General features: G+C 72.3%; 17 protein-coding genes and 1 pseudogene. 8 read left to right on the top strand and 10 right to left on the bottom strand.

Annotated features, from left to right (window positions below):
- Positions 1-26: 26 nt before the first annotated feature.
- Together AC069R_RS17980 and AC069R_RS17985 are read right to left on the bottom strand one after the other, a co-directional pair.
- Positions 27-1574: a multicopper oxidase family protein gene (locus AC069R_RS17980; RefSeq protein WP_478767753.1), complete on the bottom strand. Its 1548-nt coding sequence runs from the start codon at positions 1572-1574 to the stop codon at positions 27-29.
- Positions 1575-1668: 94 nt separating this feature from the next.
- Positions 1669-2133 (bottom strand): hypothetical protein, encoded by a 465-nt coding sequence (locus AC069R_RS17985; protein ID WP_478767754.1) that lies wholly within the window; start codon positions 2131-2133, stop codon positions 1669-1671.
- 360 nt (positions 2134-2493) lie between these two features.
- Between AC069R_RS17985 and asnB the strand changes: the two genes are divergently transcribed.
- Together asnB and AC069R_RS17995 are read left to right on the top strand one after the other, a co-directional pair.
- Positions 2494-4284 carry an asparagine synthase (glutamine-hydrolyzing) gene (gene asnB, locus AC069R_RS17990; RefSeq protein WP_478767755.1) on the top strand — a complete coding sequence of 597 codons (1791 nt, stop codon included), beginning with the start codon at positions 2494-2496 and terminating at the stop codon, positions 4282-4284.
- A 301-nt stretch (positions 4285-4585) separates the two neighbouring features.
- On the top strand, positions 4586-4792 hold the full coding sequence (locus AC069R_RS17995; protein ID WP_478767756.1) for a hypothetical protein: 207 nt from the start codon (positions 4586-4588) through the stop codon (positions 4790-4792).
- Positions 4793-4851: 59 nt separating this feature from the next.
- Here AC069R_RS17995 and AC069R_RS18000 read toward each other — a convergent pair whose 3' ends face one another.
- The 3 genes from AC069R_RS18000 to AC069R_RS18010 all read right to left on the bottom strand — a co-directional run bounded on the left by AC069R_RS18000 (position 4852) and on the right by AC069R_RS18010 (position 7168).
- Positions 4852-5295 carry a Fur family transcriptional regulator gene (locus AC069R_RS18000; protein WP_478767757.1) on the bottom strand — a complete coding sequence of 148 codons (444 nt, stop codon included), beginning with the start codon at positions 5293-5295 and terminating at the stop codon, positions 4852-4854.
- A 117-nt stretch (positions 5296-5412) separates the two neighbouring features.
- The gene (locus tag AC069R_RS18005; RefSeq protein WP_478767758.1) at positions 5413-6354 is read right to left on the bottom strand and encodes a helix-turn-helix transcriptional regulator; all 942 of its coding nucleotides are present in this window, start codon (positions 6352-6354) and stop codon (positions 5413-5415) included.
- Between the two features lie 421 nt (positions 6355-6775).
- Positions 6776-7168, bottom strand: a complete 393-nt coding sequence (locus AC069R_RS18010) for a BlaI/MecI/CopY family transcriptional regulator (RefSeq protein ID WP_478767759.1) — start codon at positions 7166-7168, stop codon at positions 6776-6778.
- A 223-nt stretch (positions 7169-7391) separates the two neighbouring features.
- Between AC069R_RS18010 and AC069R_RS18015 the strand changes: the two genes are divergently transcribed.
- On the top strand, positions 7392-7562 hold the full coding sequence (locus AC069R_RS18015) for a DUF5670 family protein (RefSeq protein ID WP_125211829.1): 171 nt from the start codon (positions 7392-7394) through the stop codon (positions 7560-7562).
- Between the two features lie 614 nt (positions 7563-8176).
- On the opposite strand, the gene AC069R_RS18020 is transcribed toward AC069R_RS18015, so the two are convergent.
- The 4 genes from AC069R_RS18020 to AC069R_RS18035 all read right to left on the bottom strand — a co-directional run bounded on the left by AC069R_RS18020 (position 8177) and on the right by AC069R_RS18035 (position 13714).
- On the bottom strand, positions 8177-8977 hold the full coding sequence (locus AC069R_RS18020) for a hypothetical protein (protein ID WP_478767760.1): 801 nt from the start codon (positions 8975-8977) through the stop codon (positions 8177-8179).
- A gap of 256 nt (positions 8978-9233) precedes the next feature.
- Positions 9234-10196 carry an SDR family NAD(P)-dependent oxidoreductase gene (locus tag AC069R_RS18025; protein WP_478767761.1) on the bottom strand — a complete coding sequence of 321 codons (963 nt, stop codon included), beginning with the start codon at positions 10194-10196 and terminating at the stop codon, positions 9234-9236.
- Between the two features lie 201 nt (positions 10197-10397).
- On the bottom strand, positions 10398-12989 hold the full coding sequence (locus AC069R_RS18030) for an MFS transporter (protein ID WP_478767762.1): 2592 nt from the start codon (positions 12987-12989) through the stop codon (positions 10398-10400).
- A complete protein-coding gene (locus AC069R_RS18035) occupies positions 12986-13714 on the bottom strand; it encodes a MarR family winged helix-turn-helix transcriptional regulator (RefSeq protein ID WP_478767763.1) in 729 nt (242 codons plus the stop codon). The genes AC069R_RS18030 and AC069R_RS18035 overlap by 4 nt, the downstream gene beginning before the upstream one ends.
- A 453-nt stretch (positions 13715-14167) precedes the next feature.
- On the opposite strand from AC069R_RS18035, the gene AC069R_RS18040 reads away from it, so the two are divergent.
- The 4 genes from AC069R_RS18040 to AC069R_RS18055 all read left to right on the top strand — a co-directional run bounded on the left by AC069R_RS18040 (position 14168) and on the right by AC069R_RS18055 (position 20554).
- The gene (locus AC069R_RS18040; protein WP_478767764.1) at positions 14168-15190 is read left to right on the top strand and encodes an ABC transporter ATP-binding protein; all 1023 of its coding nucleotides are present in this window, start codon (positions 14168-14170) and stop codon (positions 15188-15190) included.
- On the top strand, positions 15187-16542 hold the full coding sequence (locus AC069R_RS18045; RefSeq protein ID WP_478767765.1) for an ABC transporter permease: 1356 nt from the start codon (positions 15187-15189) through the stop codon (positions 16540-16542). The genes AC069R_RS18040 and AC069R_RS18045 overlap by 4 nt, the downstream gene beginning before the upstream one ends.
- Positions 16543-16545: 3 nt before the next feature.
- Positions 16546-19302 (top strand): bifunctional YncE family protein/alkaline phosphatase family protein, encoded by a 2757-nt coding sequence (locus AC069R_RS18050; protein WP_478767766.1) that lies wholly within the window; start codon positions 16546-16548, stop codon positions 19300-19302.
- 280 nt (positions 19303-19582) lie between these two features.
- Entirely contained in the window at positions 19583-20554 is a 972-nt protein-coding gene (locus AC069R_RS18055) for a GNAT family N-acetyltransferase (RefSeq protein WP_478767767.1), read from the top strand.
- 129 nt (positions 20555-20683) lie between these two features.
- Here AC069R_RS18055 and AC069R_RS18060 read toward each other — a convergent pair whose 3' ends face one another.
- Positions 20684-20845, bottom strand: a complete 162-nt coding sequence (locus AC069R_RS18060) for a hypothetical protein (protein ID WP_478767768.1) — start codon at positions 20843-20845, stop codon at positions 20684-20686.
- 352 nt (positions 20846-21197) lie between these two features.
- On the opposite strand from AC069R_RS18060, the pseudogene AC069R_RS18065 reads away from it, so the two are divergent.
- Positions 21198-21294, top strand: a pseudogene (locus AC069R_RS18065).

Genomic DNA, 21294 nt, shown 5'->3' on the forward strand with positions numbered 1-21294 from the left:
CCGCGTGGCCCGCACCCCTCGTGCCGTCACGCCTGGTACGCGAGCAGCGCCATCATCCCCGCCTCGCCGTGGTAGGCGTTGTGGCAGTGCAGCATCCACTGGCCGGGGTTGTCGGCGTCGAAGTACACGGACACCGTCCGGCCGGGCAGCACGATGGTGGTGTCCTTGCGCGGGCCGCCCGTGCCGAGCTGGTACGTGTGTCCGTGCAGGTGCACCGGATGCCACATGTCCGTCTTGTTGACGAAGTCCAGCCGGACCCGCTCGCCCTGCTCGACCAGGAGGGGGTGGGCGGTGGGGCGCTTCATGTCGTAGCGCCTGCCGTTGATGCCCCAGTCGTACTGCGCCATGCCGCCGGTGAGTTCGATCCGGTGGACGCGGTCGGTCTTCTTCGTCTCCAGGCGGACGTCGGCGGCGGCTTTCAGTCCGGCGGCGGACATGATCATGCCGTCCAGTTCCTTCGGGCGGACGGTCGGCTTCGGCGCGGCGCCGGAGCCGGTGCGCGCCAGTGCCATACCGCCGGCGTTCTTGCCCTCGGCGCGGGCGACCAGCGGGAAGACCCCGTCGGCGAGGGTGACGAGGACGTCGTACCGCTCCCCCATGCCCACCAGCAGCGCGTCCACCCGCTGGTGGGCGACCGGGAAGCCGTCCGTGTGGGTGATGGTCAGCTTGTGACCGCCGAGCGCGACCCGGTACGCCGTGTCGCCGCCGGCGTTGATGACGCGCAGCCGCACCCGCGTGCCGGGCTTGCCGGTGTAGACGTCGGGGTCGGCCGGCACGCGGCCGTTGACCAGGTGGTACGGGTACGCGACGTCACCGGCGTCGCCGCCGAGCAGGCTGCTCCGGGCGCCCATGAGCATGAACTTCATCGAGCCGGACGCCGCCTCGCCACCCTTGCCTACGTCGCCGCCGCCCATATCCATGTCGCCCATATCCATGTCGCCCATGCCGTGGCTCAGTTCGGCGAGGACCTGGTCGGGGGTGCCGGTGACGCCGTCGATCCAGTCGTCCAGGACGACGACCCACTCGTCGTCGTACGACAGCGGTTCCCTCGGGTCCTCCACGATCAGCGGGGCGTGCAGTCCCCGGTCGAGCTGGACGCCGACATGCGGGTGGAAGAAGTAGGTGCCGGGGGTGTCGGCGAGGAAGCGGTAGGTGAAGGTGCGGCCGGCGCGCACCGCGTCCTGGGTGGCCGGGGGCACGCCGTCCATGTCGGCGCGCAGGGCGATGCCGTGCCAGTGGACGGACGTCGCGGTCCGGTCGGGGAGCTGGTTGGAGAGTTCGGCGACGAGGGTGTCACCGGCGGAGAGGCGGATCTCCTTGCCCGGCGTGCGGCCGCCGTAGGCCCAGCTCTTGGCCGTCACCTTGGCGCCGAGTTCGAGCATGGCGGGCGCCGCGGTCAGGGTCACGTCGCGCACCTTTCCGGTGCCCTTGCGCTTCCTCTCGGTGGTGGCGACCACCTTGCTGTCGGGGCTCACCAGGGCCGGCGCGGACCCGGAGCCGCCGCACGCGGCGAGCGCTCCCGCCCCGGCGGCGGCGAGACCGGCCAGGGCGGAACGACGGTTGATGCTGTTCATGGGGGATGCCTCTTCTGGATCGAGATGCCGTTGACCTGCGCGCATGCGGCATCGCCCCCACGGTGTACGGGGGTACGGGCCGCGCGGTGGCGGCCTAGATCAGCAGTCGGGAGAGGCGGGAGAGGTCCGGCGGCGCGCGGTGCGGGTTGCCCGGAAGGCCGCGCCCGGCGAGGACACCGCCCGGCGGCGCGCCCTCGATGGTGTGCACCGGCACGGTCGGCGGCGCGATCCACTGCGGTGAGCCGATGGCGCCGGAGGCGCAGTGCTGCGCGCCGGCGCAGGCGCCGCCCATGTCGTGGTCCATGCCGTGGTCCATGGCCGAGGTCAGCGCGGCCGTGTGCCGCCGGTGCCCGTCGGCGCGGTGCGCGGTGCGCGCCGTCCCGGACATCCCGGATCCCGCGGTCATGGTGGTCATGGTGGTGATGGGGGTCGCGGATGCGGTGGGGACCGGGCCCACGTCGTGGTGGACCAGGACGACGAGAGCAGCGAGCAGCGTCAGCACGGCGGCCCAGGACCGGCGCGCCGCACCGCTCCGGGAACCGATCCGCCGGTACGTCACCTGCCGCCATCCCCTTTCCGAGCCGCGCGCACGGTGCGCTCCTTCTGGCACGTCACTGTACCCCCTAGGGGTACGGGATCGGACGACCGGGGAGAATGACTGCGGCATGGCCTGCGGCCTCTGGGAGCCGGCCGTCTCCAGGAGATCCCCGCCCCGCACTCCACCGAGTTGGCCGAGCGGGCGCCCCGGCGACTGTCCCGTGGGTGCGGCACGTCGTCTTCGGCCGACCACCGACCGGACGAGGCGGTTCCCCTGGCGCGTGGACGCCATGACACCAACGCGCCAGATCAACAGTCGGCATTCCGCCGATATTTTGTTGCTCCGAAACCACGCGGGAACCACCTCTCGGAGGCCACCAGCATGTGCAGGATCTTCGGCTCCTTCGCGGTCGCGGCCACCGGCGCCGAACTGGCCACCGTGTCGGCCCGGCAGCGGCACGGGGGGCCGGACGCCCGCGGGGTCCGCACCGGCCGGGGCTGGTCCCTCGGGTGCGACCGGCTCGCCGTGACCGACCCGGCGGGCGGCGCCCAGCCCTTCACCCTGCCGACGGCGCCCGGCGTACTGGCCGTACTGAACGGCGAGATCTACAACCACCAGGAGCTGCGGGGGCAGTTGACCGCCCGCGGCCACCGCTTCCCGGACCGCTGCGACGGCAGCCTGCTGCCCGCCCTCTACACCGAGTTCGGTCCCTCCTTCACCGACCGGCTGGACGGAATGTTCGCGATCGCCGTCCTCGACCTGCGCGAGCGCCGGCCCCAACTCGTCCTGGCCGTGGACGCGATGGGCATGAAACCCCTGCACTACCACCAGGGTCCGCGCGGCGCCCTGCGGTTCGCCTCCGAGATCCCCGCGCTGCTCGCCTTCGACGGGGTGCCCGGCACGCCGCGCGAGGACACCCTCGACACCGTCCTGTCCATCCGGACGCCCTTCGGCACCGAGACCGCCCTGCGCGGCATCCGCGTCCTGCCGCCGGCAAGCGTCGCGGTGGCCCGCGGGGGCGAGGGGCTGCGGATGCTGCGCTGCGGACCGCGCGCCGCGGCGCCCCGCGGCGAGCCGGCGCCGTCGGCCGCGGACGTGCGGGAGACCCTGCGCCGAGAGGTGCGCCGGCTCGCCGACGTCGACGTGCCGCTGTGCGCCCTGACCAGCGGCGGCCTGGACTCGGGCCTGGTGACCGCCCTCGCCGCGGAGCGCACCGAGCCGTTGCACACCTTCCACCTCGGCTACCGCGGCCGGCTGCCGGGCGCCGAGCACACCTATGCGAAGGCCGTCGCCAAGCGCGCCTGCACCCGGCACCACCAAGTCGTCCTCGATCCCGCCGAGCTGCCCTCGCTGCTGACCCGCACGGTGCGCCATCTGGGCCAGCCGCACGCCGATCCGACCACCGTCAGCACCTACGCGCTGTTCCGGGCGGTGCGCGAGGCAGGGTTCACCGCGGCGCTCACCGGGGACGGCGCGGACGAACTCTTCGGCGGCTACGACCGGTTCGGCACCGCCCTGGCGGCGCCCGCCGGGTCCGACTGGACGGCGGTCTACGCCGACGCGCTGGCGGCCGTGCCCCGGCTGCTCCGGGAGTGGCTGTACACCCCCGAGTACCGGGCGTTCATCACGGAGCACGGTTCCGCGGCCGACCGGGTCACGGCCGAACTGCGCGCCTGCGGCACCGAACGGGCCGGGGCGCTCCAGCGGTTCGAGACGCGCCGCCGGCTGCCCGCGTACCACTTGCGGCGCGTGGACCATCTGAGCATGGCGTGGGCGGTCGAGGCCCGGATGCCGTTCTGCCAGCCGGGCGTTGCGGCCCTGGCCCACCGGCTGCCCGTAGAACTGCGCACCGGCAAAAGGGCGTTGTACGAGGCCGGGCGGGGGCTGCTCCCGGCCGCCACGCTGCGCCGGCCCCATCAGCCCTTCACACTGCCCCTGTCCGCGATGCTCGCCGCCGACGGGCCGCTGCTGTGGACCCTGCGCGACCTGCTCTCGCCCGCACGGCTGCGGCGCACCGGGCAACTGCGCCCCGACCGGGTGCAGGCGCTGTTCGCCCGGCACGCCGAACACCCGTCCGACCAGGACGCCCTCGCGCTGTGGGCGCTCGGCGTACACGAGTTGTGGACCGATGTGATGCAGGGCCTGCGGGTGTCGACCGGCGTCGCGGCGTGATCACCTCCGGGTGCCCGGTGCCCGAGGTGGGGCAGAAGCGGCGGCACGCTCCTGCCCCGGCGGCCGCTTCCTCCCGGAGGCGCAGAAGGGCCGTGGGCTGAGCCTAGCAGTTTATTTGGGCTGACCAAAGGTGTTGGCTTCCCCAAAAAACGCCCCGCGTCTTATCTGCGCCATGGCGGGTCTACGACTTGAGGAAACATGGACTCGGAGTCCAGGAAGGGCGATTATGGAAATGTCTTCGGAACACGCCCGGCGGCACGGGCCCGAGGACGGAAATCATCGCTCGTTTCCTGGAGGAAAAGTGTCCGCGCCTTCCCACACCGCCGACTTCCGCACCGCCGCCCGCCAGTTCACTCTGGCCGCGCTCGTCTGCACCGCCATGACGGGGGGAACGGTCGCGGCCACCGCCACGGGAACGCACTCCGCACACCACTCGGTGGCCGGCAACAACTGGCCCAGCGCCACGTCCCCGGACAACAACTGGCCGACGGCGACCGCGGTGATCTGACGCGGCGCATTCCCCGGCGCCGGGTGAGTCGGACGGCCATCTCACCCGGCCCCCGCCCGTCATCCGGCTGTGGAAACCGCCGGACGACAGTCCGGGCACCAGCCCTTGAAAATAATATCCGCGTCGCTCACATCCCAGTCCGGCAGATCTTTCCGCGGCAGCACGGGAGCGCGGTGCACGACATTCTCCACGCGCCCGCACTTCACGCACAGCGCATGCTGGTGCCGAGGGCCCCCCATTTCGAAAACCGCCGGCCAGCCAGGTCGCTCGAATTTCGCGACCAGACCGGCTTCCAGGAAATGCCGCAGCATTTCGTAGACGGCCTGGGAGGTGAGGGTGCCCAGCCGTTCGCGGGCCGCGGCCGTCAGGCTCTCGACATCGAAGTGATCGCCCGACGCGAGCACCTGAAGCACTTCCAGGCGCGCGCTGGTGACCCGCAGCCCCGCCTCGCGGAGTTGGCGGATCGCCGCCTCGCACCCCTGCGCCACCGCTTCGCGTGCCATCTCCCCCGCCGGCTGGTGAGACCAAAAGTCTGGACGCATCGTACCTCTTGGTTCACCGGGCGCTCGGGGCGCGCGACGACGGCGACGGCCGGCAAATCCCGCGCGCGGCAGCGGTGTTCAGCCGAGCCAGCCGAGCCGCGCGGCCCGCACGCCCAGCTCGAAGCGGCTGGACGCGCCGAGTTCCTGCATCAGCTCGGAGATCATCCGGCTCACCGTGCGCAGCGAGACGCCGAGGCTGCGCGCCACCTTCTCGTCCTTCATCCCCGAGGCCAGCATGCGCAGCGCCGCCCGCTGTTGCTCCGAGAGCCCGTCCCCGCCGCGCGCGGGCGGCGCCTGCTCCCCGTACGGCGTCGCGGTGTGCCAGCAGTGCTCGAACAATGTCTGGTACGACCGCACGATCGCGGAGCCGCGCGCGAGGATGGCGCCGGCCGAGCCGTCCTCCGGGTCGACCGGAAGGATCGCGAACTGCCCGTCCGCGATGATCATGTTCATGGGGACGACGGGTGACAGGCGCACCTGGACGCCGAGCTTCGCTTTCATCCGCAGATGCTCCGCGTCCTCGGGCACCGATGTCAGACGCTGGCTGAAGATGGAGCGGACCTGGACCCCTTTCTCGATCTGCCGCCGGTCGCGGTCGAGGGCGCGCTCGGGGATCTCCCGGCCCCGTGCGATCGGGTGCATCGAGGCGAGGTTGCTCTGTACCGTCACCGTGATGTCCTCCAGCACCTGCTGGATACGCCGGTAGTCGGAAAGGATCTCGATCTCCACGCCGACCGTCCGGGCCAGCGTCTCCGTGTGCAGGAAGTTGCCGGCGAGCGTCTTCAGCGTGTGGTGCGCCCGGTCGGCCTGCTCCAGGTGGTTGCGCAGCCGGGTGCGCTCGCGCTCCAGCAGTCGCAGCAGGGCGATCTCGGGCGCGATGACCGTGACGACGTCGCTCTCGGCCTCGTCCGGCGTGTCGGGTTCGAGGCGGTTGGCGTGCAGTCGGCCGGTTCGGACGACCAGACCGAGATCGGTCAGCTCTTCCCGGCATCGCCCGAGGTCGTCCTCCGACAGACCCATGTCGCACGCGGCCCTGCGCAGGCTGGACGCGCCCCGTGCCCGAAGATGCCGGTAGAGAGTGAGAGCCAGATCAGTGGATTGCACCCCCGCACCGCCACTGCCATTGATCACCGCGACGCAGCCCCCCTTGTGAATGCGCGAAGCTCTCTCATCACACCTTGTCACAGAGCAGGCCGCAGATCTCCGATGCTGCTTAGTAATGTGACGGTCGTCACGCGCCGGTGCGACTGCTCGCCGACCGCGCGCGCTCGACGGCGTAAGCGATCGCTCGCGCCGGGCCGCCGGGCCGAAGTCCTGTCGCGCCACGGCGTGTTCGGTGCTCCCGTCGAACCGCGGCACCTCGAACGACCAGAGCGGATATGCGCGTGCACGCCAACGCACGCCAACGCACGGGTACGGCGGGGCCGTTCACCGAGTCGGTTCACAACGGCCTCGGCGGTGCCGCCTCGTCCGCGAAGTGGTGGCCCGAGGCGCGCAGGGCGGCCGCCAGAGCGGACACGTCCTCCGGTGACATGTGCCGCACGAAGTGCTGGAGCGCGGCCTGCCGGTTCCCGGTGCTGCCCAGCGCCTCCTGCATCAGGCTCGCGGTGTACTCCTCGCGGCTGCGCAGCGCCTCGTACAGCCAGGCGCGTCCGGCCTTCTCGCGCCGGAGCATGCCCTTGCGGTGCAGGATGTCCGCGACCGTCATGACGGTCGTGTAGGCGACCGGCCGGGTCCGGTTGATGTCGTCGACGACTTCCCGGACCGTGGCGGGCCGTCCCCAGTCCCAGAGACGGTCCATGATTTCGGCTTCCAGACCACCGAGCCGTCGCACCTGTTCCCCTCCGCCGCCCGTCACCGAGGCGCTTCACATCGTAGGACAAGCCCTCCGGATGCGGCATCACACCGATCGCGCCCCTGCGCCCGGCGGGTTACGCCGGGCGGATCAGTCCCCGTCCGAACGGGTGCCCATTCCCCCCGAGCCGTGGAAGTAACCGGTGTTTTGTGCGCTTGCCACAACGAAGCAAGGGCATTCGGTGGCCAGGAGGTTGATAACGATGGTTCCCCTGATTCTGGTTCTTCTTCTGGCCCTGATCCTCTTCGGCGCGGGCTTCGCCCTGAAGGCGCTGTGGTGGATCGCGGTGATCGTGCTCGTGCTGTGGCTGCTGGGCTTCCTGGTCCGGCCCACCGGGAGCGGCGGCCGCCGGGGGCGCTGGTACCGGTGGTAGGCGAGACGAGCCGGCTCGCGAGACGGTAGGCGACGCGGACCTCGCGGTACTCCCGGCCGGCAGCGACCCGGTCGGGGAGGTTGGTCCGCTCGCTGCGGGAGGAGGACTCCCGTTCACCGTCGCCGGGGAAGCGCACGGCGGTCCGGGGCTCCGCCGCGAAGCGGAGACGGTCACCGCGGACCGTCGCCTCGAACGAGATGTCCGGTTCCGGGGATCCGCCGGGGCCGCGCGCGGCAGGTGATCCTTGCACCGGCCCCGTGGCGGCTCCGCCGGGTCCCCAGCCGTCGTTCGTTCACGGCGGCTCGTCCCGCGACTTCCGGGCACGGCGGCGGACGGGACGCTCCGGCCGCTCGTCATCGCCGGCCCCGCTTACACCGTCGCGGTCACGGGCGCCATTGCCCTCGCCGTCGCCGTCACGGGAACGGCGTGTCCGGGCGGTGGTCCGGCCGCGCTCGGCGTCACCACTTCCGCCGGCGGCCCTCCTGGCCGACCGCGCGGTCCGCCGGACCGCCCTGCGCTCGGCCGCCTTCCCCGAAACCTCGGCCGTCCCACCCTCGCCGCCGACCGCTTCCCCCGCTGCGCCCCCTGCCACGCCGACCGCCTCACCCGCGGCGTCACCCGTCTCCCGCACGGTCCGCCCCGCGGCCCGGCCCGTCTCCGGCACCGCCCCACCGACCTCGCTCACGGCCTGCCCGGCCCGGCCGCCGACATCCCCCACCACGCGCCCCGCACCACCCCCGACATCCTCCACCACCCGCCCCCGCTCCCCCGCCCACGTCCTCGACGGCCCCGCCCGCGCCCGCGCCGACGTCCCGCACCGCCGAGCCCGCGCCCCGGCCCACGTCCCGGACGGCGCCGCCCACTCCGCGTCCGACGCCCTCCACCGCGTATCCGGCGCCGTGACCGACGTCCTCGACGGCCCTGCCCGCCCCGGTGCCGAGTTCGCCCACGGCCAGCCGGGCCCCGCCGCCGACGTCCCGCACCGCCGACCCGACGCCCCGCGCCAGTTCCTCCAGGATCTGCGGGTTGCGATCGAGGGTGGTGAGCACCCGGTTGATGATCGACGCGACGTTGTCGAGCCGCACTCTGAGGTGCGCCTGCGCCGCCACGCCGGAGATGCCCAAGTGCACCCGGCCGAGGGCGACATCGGCACCCACGTTCAGCCTCAGCAGGTCCAGGACCTCGGCCTGGAGCGAGACGCGGGCCCGCAGATCCTCCACGTCCAGGTCGATCTCGTCGACCTTCAGCAACGGGACGTCGAGGAAGACGTCGGGCTCGTCACCGGGCGCCAGGACCTCGGCGTCACCCTCGGGGCCGTAGCCGTCCTCGTCCTCGTAACCGCCCTCGACCGCGTCCTCGTCGTACGGCTCGGGTTCCTCGGCAAGCCCGTCGTCGTTCTCGACGTCGTCGCGCATCCTGGCACCTCCGCGAGTCCGGGGGCGTTATGACCCTTTCAGGCCAGTATGGTGCTCCGGCGTACGGAGTCCCCGGCCGCGGCGGGCCCCCGGCGGCGCCGCACCAGGCCGCGCACCCACCGCGCGCGGAACCGCGCGACCGTGAGGCGGCGGCGGGCCGGTGCGCCGGACGGGTGACGACGACGGACGCGCCGCACCCCGCGGACGGCGCGGACCGCGCGGACCCGCCCGGACTGCGCGGTCGCCGGGCGACCGTTCAGGACGCGAACGCGTCCACCCCCGTCAGCTCGGCCGACAGCGTCCACAGCCGGGCCGCCTGCTCCGGGTCGATCGCCCACTCCTTGACGCCTTCGCGGGCGTCGCCCTCCGGGGCCAGTTCGGCGATGTCGCAGTCCTCCAGGTAGAGGCCGCCGAGACCGTCGAGCTGCGGGGAGGTCGCCGCCCAGACCTGGGTGGCCGCGCCCTGCTGCGGGGTCTTGAACGCCTCGGGGTGGAGCAGGTTGCCGTGCTCGTCGATCCAGCCGCGCTCGATCATCTCCTCCTGGGCGAGGTGCCGTTGGAGCGGGGTGAGGATGCCGCCGGGGTGCAGGGCGAAGGCGCGGACCCCGGCGTCGTGGCCGAGCTTGTCGAGATGGACGGCGAACAGGACATTGGCGGTCTTGGCCTGGCCGTACGCCCCCCACTTGTCGTAGCCCCGCCGCCAGTGCACGTCGTCCCAGCGGATACCGGAGGCGTGGTGGCCGCGCGAGGACACGGAGACGACCCGCGCGCCGCCCGGTGTGATGGCGGGCCACAGCCGGTTGACGAGGGCGAAGTGGCCGAGGTGGTTGGTGGCGAACTGCGCCTCCCAGCCGTCACCCACCCGCGTCTCCGGGCAGGCCATGATCCCGGCGCTGTCGATCACGATGTCCAGGCTCCGCCCGGAGGCGAGGAACCGCTCCGCGAAGCCGCGCACGCTGTCCAGGTCGCCGAGGTCCAGCTCGTCCACCTCGACGCCGGGCAGCCCGGCCAGTGCCCGCTCGGCGGTCTCGGGACGGCGCGCCGGTACGACGACCTCGGCGCCGGCCTTGACGAGCGAGCGCGTGGTCTCCAGGCCGATCCCCGAGTAGCCCCCCGTGACCAGGGCGAGCTTGCCGCTGAGGTCGATGCCCGCCAGGACCTCGTCGGCGGTGCTGGTGGCGCCGAAGCCGGACCCGATCTTGTGCTGTGCAGTACTCATACCGGGAACGCTACGAATTGGAGTGCTCTCCAAGTCAAGCGCCGCACTGAGCGCCTGCCGGGAGCGGTTGCCGGCAGGCGCAGCCGCCGGCTGTCCGCCGGCCCGGCCGCAGCCCCCTGGGGACCCGGACATGACATCAGGGCCCGCGATCCGCGGGGGATCGCAGGCCCTGACCGGGTGCCCCGGAGGGCGTCGAGCGCGTTACCTGGCGGTGTCCTCGTGGGACAGTTCCAGGTCGAAGTCCGTGGTGCCGCCCGCGTCCACGCGGACGGACCCGGCGACCGGGGCGTACCCGCTGGCGATCACGGTGTACTCGCCGAGATCGAGGTCGGTGAACCCGTAGGCGCCGTCGGGCCCGGTGGTCGCGGTGCCGAGCACGTTGCCGGCCGCGTCCAGCAGCGTCACCTTGGCGTCGTCGAGCGGCCCGCCGGTGGCGGCGCTGACGATTCCGTGCAGCTGGGCACCGGCTTCGAGCCGGATCTCGCACGGCTCGGCCGCACCCGGCGTCACCTCGACGGGCACCGCGGCCGGACGGTAACCCGCCGCGTTCACGGCGAGGGTGTAGCTGCCCGGAACCAGGTTCGCCAGCGAGAAGCCGCCGTCGGCCGCGGAGGTCGCGGAGGTCACCACCTCGCCACGCAGGTCGGTCGCGACCAGCAGGGCGCCCGGCAGCGGGTTCCCCCGGGCCGCGTCCCGGACGGAGCCGGCGAGCGCGGCGCTGCTGCCGGTGAGCACGAGGTCGCAGACCACCGGCTCGTCGCCGACCAGCACGGTGACGGCCTGCGGCTGACGGGCACCGGCCGCGCCGATCAGCACATAGGTACCGGCACCCGGCACCGACAGCGTGTACGTGCCGTCCACGCCGCTGACCGCGCGGTCGAGCTGCCGGCCGCGGACGTCGATCAGGGTGATCGCCGCCTGCGGAACCGGGGCGTCCGCACCGTCGAGGACCCGGCCGCGGACGACCTGTCCCGCGGCCGGCGCTGCTTCGACGGGGGTGTCCTCGACGAGCGGCGCGGAGGTCGCCTGGCCGCTGTCCGCCGCTACGGCGCTCACCTGGGCGTCCTTCACGTCGGCGTCCTCGGCCGGGGTGCCGTTCGCCTCGGCGGCCCGTGCCTCCAGACCGGAGACCTTGCGCAGCGGCACCTCCTTGGTCCACACGGCGACCAGGAAGCCGAGCACCATGATGGCCGCGGCGCACAGGAACACCACGTGCATCGCGTCGGTGAAGCCCTCCTTGAAGGGCTGGGCCAGCCGGGGGTCGAGCTGCTGGATGAAGGAGGAGTCGTCCAGCACGCCCGAGCCGCTGCCGCTCGCGGCGGGGTGCTTGAGCATGTTCAGCACCGGCGCGTTGGCCGGGTCGGAACGCACGGCCGGGTCGTGCAGGGCGGCCTGGAACGCGGGCGTGCGGGCGGCCGCCCGGAACGCGGAGCTGATCTTGTCGCCGACGGTGCTGAACAGCACGGACAGGAAGATCGCCGTACCGGCGGTGCCGCCCATCTGGCGGAAGAAGGTGGCCGACGCGGTCGCCACGCCCATGTCCTTGGGCTCGACGGAGTTCTGCACGGCGAGGGTCAGGATCTGCATACAGCCGCTGAGGCCGAGGCCGAACAGCGCCATGTAGGCCATGGTCTCCGGCAGCGGGCTGTCCCACTGGACCCGGTAGTGGAACAGCAGCATGGCGGCGATCAGCAGGATCGTGCCGATGACCGGGAAGATCTTGTACTTGCCGGTCTTGGCGATGATGCGGCCGACCACCATGGTGCCGGCGATCATGCCGACCATCAGCGGCAGCATCAGCAGGCCGGACTTGGTGGGGCTGACGCCCTTCACGATCTGGAGGTACAGCGGGACCATCATCATCCCGCCGAACATGCCCATACCGATGAGGATGGACAGCAGGCTCATCTTGCTGAACACGGAGCTGCGGAACAGGCGCATCGGGATCAGCGCCTCGTCGCCCATGGCCCGCTCCACGAACACCCAGGCCACCAGGCCGACCACGCCGACGGCGTAGCAGACGCCCGACTTGGTGGAGGTCCAGCCCCAGGTCTGGCCCTGCTCGGCCACGAGCAGCAGCGGCACCACGCCGATGGCGATGGTGAGCGCGCCCCACCAGTCGATGCGGTGCTCGCGCCGGGTGTGCGGAAGGTTCAGCACCTTGGCGACGACAAAGAGCGCGACGATGCCGACCGGGACGTTGACGAGGAACACCCAGCGCCAGCCCGCGATGGCCAGGATGCTGCTGCGACCGGCCAGGAAGCCGCCGATCAGCGGGCCGAGGACGCTGGAGGAGCCGAACATGGCGAGCATGTAGCCCTGGTACCGGGCGCGCTCGCGGGGCGGCACGATGTCACCGATGATCGCCAGCGCCAGCGACATCAGACCGCCGGCGCCGATGCCCTGGAAGGCGCGGAAGGCCGACAGCTCGTTCATCGAGGTGGCGAAGGAGCAGGCCGCCGAGCCGGCGATGAAGATCGTGATGGCCGCGAGGAAGAAGGGCTTGCGGCCGTAGAGGTCGGACAGCTTGCCGTACAGCGGGGTGCTGATGGTCGACGTGATCAGGTAGGCGGTGGTGACCCACGCCTGCGCGCTGAGTCCGTGCAGATCGTCCGCGATGGTGCGGATCGAGGTGCTGACGATGGTCTGGTCGAGGGCGGCGAGGAACATGCCCAGCATGAGACCGCTGAGGATCGTCATGATCTGGCGGTGCGACAGCCGGCCGGCCGGTGGTGGCGGCGACGCGGATATCGCTGGGGTTCCCCCGCGGGCCGGGGACGCGGACATGGTCATGCGTGCAGATCTCCTTGCCTGGCCTCGCCCACCGGGTGCTGCCCGGTACCGAGGCTCGTGTACGTGCTGTCCACCAGGTCGTCGTTGAGGCGCTTGAGCAGACGGGTGAGAAGGGTGCGGTCCTCGGCCGGCCACGGCTCCAGGAGCCGGGTCAGTTCCGCCTCGCGGCGGCGTACGGCGCTCTGGTACGCGGCGCGTCCGGCCTCGGTCGCGCTGAGCAGCGAGCCCCTGCGGTCCTCCGGGTCGGGGTGGCGTTCCACCAGCCCCCGGTCCACGAGCGAACGCACCTGCCGGCTGACCGTCGACAGGTCGAGGAAGACGTCCGCCGCCAGGTCGGTCGCGCGGCGCCGCCCGTAGGTCACCAGGCGGGCCAGCAGCACGCGGTCCGCGGCCCCGCACTCGACGCCGGCGCGCTGCGTCCAGGCGGCGAAGTGCCGCATGAGGCGCACCATCTCCGCCCCCAGGCCGGACGCGGCTGCCTCGGCGCTCACAGCCTCCTCGATCGCGGTCCCGGTCGCCGTAGCGGTCGTGCTCATCGTCACGGCTCCGGTCGCCGTAGCGGTCGTGCTCACCGTAGCGGCTCCGGCCGCCGTATCGGTCGTGCTCGCCGTCGCCGGGGACGTCGCCTGGGCGGACGGTACGTCGTCCGGGCGCGCGTCGTCGGCCCGTACGGCATCCACCCGTACGGCGCCCTCCTGGCCTCTGCGGCTCTCGGTGCCGATCATCACTCACATTCCGTTGCTTGCGGCTACCAAGTGAGTGTAGAGCCTGGCCGACGCCACCTCTACGCCGGTGTCCGGTCACGCTTCGGCAATACGACGGGCGGGGCGGTGGGGGGGGGAGCAGGGTACCCGGCCAGACTGTGTGCCAGGACCGCGCGCGCCGCTGGCCGGGCATCGCGGTACGGCCCCCCTGCCGGGTGGACCGCGCTCTAGGGTGACCGCTGCGCCGCCGGGCCCGTCGGGGACGGGAGCGCCGGACGCGCGCACGCGCGGGTGAGGGCGGGGGGTGCCACACGGTCCGGGTCGGGCCGGGTACGGAGGCGTGCGGCGCGTACAGGGAGCGCGCACGATGTGTCGTACATCCGTAGCCCCCCATTCCCGGAACGTTCAACTCTCCTCCCTGCCAGGGTTCTTCGGCACCCGCCTACGGTCCTTGCGGTCTTCAAGGAGGAGTTCATGGACGCAGTGCTCGCGGTGCGGGCGCGCGGGATCACGAAGTGCTTCGGTGATGTGGTCGCGCTCGACCGGGTCGACCTGGAGGTGACCCAGGGTCGGATTCATGGCCTGGTCGGCCCGAACGGGGCCGGGAAGACGACGTTGCTCGGCCTGCTGCTGGGGCTCGCCGTCGCCGACGCGGGCGCTCTGGACATCCTCGGCGTGCCGGTCGGGCGCGCACTTTCGGCCGTTGACGGAGTGGCCGGATTCGTCGACGGACCCGGCCTGTACCCGTCGTTGACCGCCCGGCAGAACCTGGCCGCGCTGGCCGCGCTGCGCGGGCCCGGCGCGCGCACGGCGGGGATCGGGGAGGTGCTCACCGAGGTCGGGCTGCGCGATGTCGCCGACGACCGGGTGCGCGGCTTCTCGCTCGGCATGCGGCAGCGGCTCGGGCTCGCCGCCGCCCTGCTCACCCGGCCCCGGCTGCTCGTCCTGGACGAGCCGTCCAACGGCCTCGATCCCTCGGGCAAGCGGCATGTGCACCGGGTCCTGGACCGGCTCGCGGCGGACGGCACGAGCGTGGTGCTCTCCAGCCACCGGATGGACGACGTCGAGGCGCTGTGCTCCGAGGTGACCATCCTCGCCACCGGACGGGTCGTCTTCTCCGGACCGCTCGCCGAACTGGCCTCCGAAAACCGGGAGTTGGAGTACCGGCTGATCACCTCCGACCCCGCGGCCGCGCGCCGGCTGGCGATCGAGGCGGCGGGCGTGCGGGTCATGGAGGGCGGCGGGACGCGGTACGGCGACGGGGTGCTCGTCGTACGGGCGTTGGCGCCCGCGCTCGACCGGCTCGTGGACCGCGTCGTGCGGTCGGACATCGCGGTACGCGAACTGGCGCCCGTGGTCTCGCCGTTGGAGGCCGCCTTCCTCGCGCTCACCGAACAGCAGGACGAGCGGGACCAGCAGAACCAGCAGAACCAGCGGGACCAGCAGGCCCCGTACGGGCAGCAGGCACAGCGGGAACAGCAGGAGGCCGGCCGATGACCGCGACGCTGACGGCGGAGCGCCCCGCCCCCGCCCGGCCGGTCTCCGTATCGCGCGGCTACCGCTTCGAGCTGGTCAAACTCGTCTCGCAGTGGCGGATCCGGCTGCTGGTGCTCGCCTGCTGGATCGTCCCTGCGGTGTTCGTCGCCGGGGTGAGCGCGCAGAGCACCCTGCCCTCGGACACGCTGTTCGGGCGGTGGATGCACGCCACAGGCTGGGCGGGACCGCTGGTGGTGCTCGGTTTCGCGGGCACCTGGGCGCTGCCGCTGCTGACCTCGGTGGTCGCCGGTGACGTGTTCGCCGCCGAGGACCGGCTCGGCACCTGGCGCCATCTGCTGGTGGTCGTACGGTCGGCCCGGCGCATCTTCGTCGCCAAGGCGCTGGCGAGCCTGACCGTCATCCTGCTGCTGGTGGCCGGGCTGGCCGTCTCCGGCGCGGTCGGCGGCCTGCTGGCGGTCGGCGATCAACCGCTGGTCGGCCTCGACGGCCGGCTGCTCGCGCCCTCGGACGCCGCCGTCAGGGTCCTGCTGGCCTGGGTCGCCGTCCTCGCGCCGACGCTGGCCCTCGCCGGGATCGGGCTGCTGGGCTCCGTGACCCTGGGCCGCTCCCCCATGGGCCTGCTGCTGCCCGCGGTGGTGGCGCTCGCGATGCAGCTCGCCCAGATGCTGCCGCTGCCCCTCGCCGTGCGCCTCGCGCTGCCCGGCTACGCCTTCATCGCCTGGAACGGCCTGTTCACCAGCCCCGAGCAGGTCGGCCCGCTGCTCATCGGCGTCGCGGTGAGCCTCGCCTGGGCCGTCACCGCGACCGTGCTGGCCTATGCGCTGTTCCTGCGGCGCGACTTCACCAACCAGGGCTACGACGGTGCGGGCCGGCGCGCGGTGACGGCGGGAGTGCTGCCGCTCGCGGTCCTGCTCGCCGTGTCGGCCGCCGTGATCGCGCCGGCCACCGGGGTGTCGGGCTCCGGCATCGAACAGGGCAAGGTGCAGCGCTCGCTCGCCACCGCCTTCGCCCATCTGTACCGGATGCAGACCCGGCAGCTCCACCGGCCGGCCGTCACCGAGGCGCAGCTGAGGGCCACGGCCGCCTGCGACAAGGGCAGTGACAGGGTCGCCGCCCGCGGGCCGGGCAACGACTGGCGCTGCGTCGTGTCCTGGCATCTCCCCGGCGTCGAGGCCACCGGTACGGCCGTCTACCAGCTCGACGTCACCTCAGACGGGCGGTTCGTCGCGGACGGCGACGGCCCGAAGGAAGTGAACGGCTACTTCCTGGTGCGCACCCCCGAGGGGGACGCGCCGAACCCGCTGTGGCAGTTCGACGGGAACGTCGAGCTGCTCCCCACCCCGAAGGGATAACCCATGCAGGTAACACGCCACCGCAGGCGTGTCCAGAAGGAGCGCCGGGGCTTCCTGTCCAGACGCTTCGGCCGCCGGATACCGCTGGTGACCGCTGGGACCTCCGCACTCGCGCTCGCCGCCGCCGGTGCCGCCTTCGCACAGACGCACCAGTTCGGCACCCAACAGGTCGGCCAGGTCACCCACAGGGGCCAGGTCATCTCCAGCGACCAGTACCTCGCGCCGTACGGCAAGCGCCTGGTCGTGAACAACGGCAAGATCATGTCGTCCACGGTCAGCCCGGACGGCACCCACCTCGCCGCCTCCATCACCGACGGCGGCGCCGCGCTGGCCGTCGTGGACCTGAACGGCTGGAAGGTGCAGCAGGTCGCCGGCAGCGCCGCGTCGTCCAGCCCGCGCATCAAGGGCAACGACGTCGGCCAGGAGGGTCCCACCTACTCCCCCGACGGCAAGCAGTTGTGGCTCGGCCAGACCGACGGCTACACCCGCTTCACCGTGAACGCGGACGGCACGGTCGCCGACCCCACGTACATCAAGATCCCCGCGGACGGCACCAAGCACGCGCTGGTGGGCGCCGCGGTGTTCTCAGCCGACGGCTCCACCGTGTACTCGGCGGTCAACGGCCAGAACCGGGTGGTCGCCATCGACACGGCGACCGGGACCATCGAGCAGAGCTGGCCGGTCGGCAACGCCCCGCGCGGCCTGGTGCAGGTCGGCGACAAGCTGTACGTGAGCAACGAGGGCGGACGCCCGGCGAAGCCCGGCGACACCACCATCAACTCGTACGGCACCCAGGTGCCGGCCGACCCGAAGACCGGTGCCACCACCACCGGCACGGTCAGCGTCATCGACCTGGCGCACCCGGCGGAGCCCGCGAGCAGCATCGACGTCGGTCTGCACCCGACCGCGCTGTACGCCAGGAAGGGCGCGGTGTTCGTCACCAACACCGCGACCAACGACGTCTCGGTGATCAGCACGGCCAACGACAAGGTCGTCCAGACGATCTCCACCCAGCCGTGGCCGGAGGCGTCGGTGGGCTACGAGCCCGACGCGGTGACCCTCACCGACGACGGGCACCTGCTGGTGACGCTCGGCCGGGCCGACGCGGTCGCCGTCTACCGCTACACCAGCCCGCAGGAGCCGGTGAGTTACGTCGGTCTGCTGCCGACGGACTACTTCCCCGCGGAGATCGCGAGCGCCGGCAAGCAGGTGGTGGTCTCCAACACCCGCGGCATCGACGCGCTGCGTCCCACCGCCGCCTCCGGGCACGCCACCCACGACACCACGTCGAGCGTGCAGCGCTTCACGCTGCCCGACGACAGCGTGATCCGGGCCCAGACCTCCAAGGTCTTCCAGCAGAACGGCTGGACCGCCGGCTCGGTGCAATTCGCCAAGGGCCGGAGCAATGCCAGGCCGGTGCCGGTCCCGGCGCGCCTCGGCGACCCGTCGACGATCAAGCACGTCTTCCTGATCGTCAAGGAGAACCGCACCTACGACCAGGTGCTCGGCGACATGCCGCAGGGCAACGGCGATCCGGCGCTGACGGAGTTCGGCGAGAACGTCACGCCCAACCAGCACGCGATGGCCGCCCAGTTCGGTCTGTACGACAACACGTACGACATCGGCACCAACTCCGCCGAGGGCCACAACTGGCTGATGCAGGCGGACGATCCGGAGTACACCGAGTCCTCCGCCGGTGAGTACGCGCGCAGTTACGACACCGAGGACGACGCCCTCGGCCACCAGAAGTCCGGGTTCCTGTGGACCGGGGCGCAGGCGGCGGGCAAGTCGGTGCGGGACTTCGGCGAGTTCCAGCAGTTCCTGACCAAGCCGGCGGGCTCCAGCTGGCAGAACCTGTACTGCGACGCCAAGAACATGGACGCGACGGGGCAGGGCTCCGCCTACACCCTGAACTCCTCCTCGCCGATCCCGTCGCTCAACGACGTGTCGGTGCACGGCTTCGCGAAGTTCGACACCAGTGTCCCGGACGTCTACCGGGAGCAGGTCTGGAAGCAGGACTTCGAGAAGAACGGTCCGGCGGACCTGAACATGTTCTGGCTCTCCAGCGACCACACCGGTGGTCCGGCGAGCGCCGCGGCCCAGGTCGCGGACAACGACCTCGCCACCGGCAGGATCGTGGACGAGATCTCGCACAGCACGTACTGGAAGGACTCGGCGATCTTCGTGCTCGAGGACGACTCCCAGTCGGGTCTCGACCACGTCGACGGCCACCGTGCTCCGATCCAGATCATCAGCCCCTGGGCGCAGCACGGCACGACCGACAGCCGCTACTACTCGCAGATCACCGTGATCCGCACCATCGAGCAGATCCTCGGGATCCACCCGATGAACCAGAAGGACAGCGCGGCCACCCCGATGACCGGGGCGTTCACCCGGCACCCGGACTACACGCCGTTCACCGCGCTGCCCAACCGGACCTCGCTGACCGACGGTCTGAGCACCCCGCCGTCGTGCGGTGTGGACACCCCGGCGCCGCAGGACCCGAAGGCCGCCGCGGTGCCGGCCGCGAAGGTGCCGGCGGCCGAGAAGCCGCTCGCGGCGCAGTGGGACACCTGGAAGTCCAAGCAGCGGCTGACCGGGCCGAACGCGGTGCCCGACTACGCCAACCCGGCCCAGCTGAACCACTACACGTGGTACCAGACCCACAACTGGGCCAAGCCGTACCCCGGCGAGAAGAAGCTGTACGCACCGAACGACGTGCCGGGCGCGTACCTGCCGTCATCGGAGAACGACGGCTGACACGGCCTGAGCGGGTGTGAGGAAACCCCCGGCCGGCGTCACGCCTGTCACGACCGGCCGGGCGAAGGGGCCTCTGGCCGGCGTGACTGTCGACCGGGGGCCTCTTCCTTGCGTACCGGTGCCACCGTCGTTACCGGCCGGTGCCACCGCCGTCCTGGGCCTTCTCCCGGTCACCGGCATCACCAGCAGCCGGGGGCCGCCTCCCTGTCCACCGGCCTCACCGCCGGCCGGGGGCCCTTCCCCCTGTTTCCGGTGGGGTGTGCCGGTGCAGGGTTCTTCCATGGCTGATCCTCTTGCTGGAGCATGGCCGGCCGGGTATCGAGTCCGCCCGGCCACCGCCTTGGACACCGACGCGGTGCACCGTCTGGTCGCCGCGTGCGAATGCGCGCTGCACGGCCGGGCCACGACCGACGCCGATCGCATCGCGGCCGATCTCGGCATGGTCGGGGGCGAGTCGGCGTGTGACACGGTGCTGGTCGCCGGTCACGGCGGGAACCCGGCCGCGTGGGGCTGGGTGCGGGGGCGGCGCGCCACCGTCCATGTGCACCCCGAGCACCGGGGCCGGGGGCTCGGCGCCGCGCTCCTCGCCTGGACGGAGGCACGGGCACGGGAGCTGGGCGGAGACCGGCTGTCCCAGACGGTCTCCGACAGCGATCTCGCGGCCACGGCGCTGCTGCGCTCCGGCGGATACGCCAAGATGGTCACCGAGTGGCTGCTGGAGATGCCGCTGCCCGAGGAACCGGAGGTACCGGAACCGCCCGCCGGGATCACGGTACGGGCGTTCCGCGCGGGCGACGAGGAGGCCGCGTACCGGCTCACCGAGGACGCGTTCGACGAGTGGCAGCAGCGGCGCAAGCCGTACGCCGAGTGGGCACGGCACACGGTCGGGCGGGCCACGTTCGCACCGGCGGCGTCGCGGCTCGCCTTCGCGGGGGGCCGGCTGGTCGGTGCGGTGCTGTCGCTGGATCCGGGAGATCCGGGTCTGGATGCGGACGCTGTTGTGGCGGCGGGGGCGGACGCGGCCGGCGGCGAAGGGTACGTCGAGCGGGTCGCGGTCCGCCGTGACCACCGTGACCGGGGCATCGCGCGGCTGCTGCTGCGGGAGGCCTTCCGCGCCTTCTACCTCCAGGGGAAGCGGAGCTGCGTCCTGTGGACCCACTCGGACACGGGGGCGCTGCCGCTGTACGAGCGGATCGGGATGACGGTGCGGCGCAGTTCCACGGTGTACGGCAAGGCGCTCGTCGCGGCGTAGCCGACCGGGGCCTTCGGGTTACCCCCCGCTCGCGGGCCGGCGCCGGCCCCCGTACCGGTCCGGGGGCCGGCCGGAGTGATCGCGCCGTGCGCGATCTCTACCGTGGTGCGTATGGCAATTCCTCTACTTTCACGCGCACTTCGCAGGGGTGCCGCGCTCGCGGCCGGAGCCGTCGCCGTGGTACTGCTCGCCGTGGTACTGCTCGCCGTGGTGCTGCTCGCCGCGCTGCCGGCCGCCGCAGTGCCGGCCGCGGCCCGACCGCCGGACGCGGCCCGGTCGTGCGGCACGCATGAGGCCGTACGCCGGTCCGTGCAGCGGCTGGTCACCGGGGACCGGATCGCCGGGGCCGCCGTTCTCGTCAAGAGCCCGGCCCGCGTGCCGGATTGCGCGCGCTGGACCGTGACGGACGGCGTGGCCGATCTGCGCACCAGGCCGCCCCCTGAACACCACGGACCGGCTGCGGATCGGCAGTGTCACCAAGACCTCCACCGCCACCGTCGTGCCGCAACTCGCCGCCGAGCACCGGCTCTCCCTGGACGCTCCCCGGTTGCTGACCACGTCAGGGACACATCAGCGCCCTGTCAGGGGCCGCTGCCATTCTCTTCTTGCGAACGGAACGGGCACCGCCCCGGACCGGGAGCAAGGAGAGGTGCCCGGAGTGGTTGATCGGGGACCGGCGAGCTCGTCTCAAGGTCGGATCCTTCACGGGGTCCACGCAGGTTCGAATCCTGCCCTCTCCG

This window comes from Streptomyces sp. NPDC043952 (genome assembly GCF_056435325.1).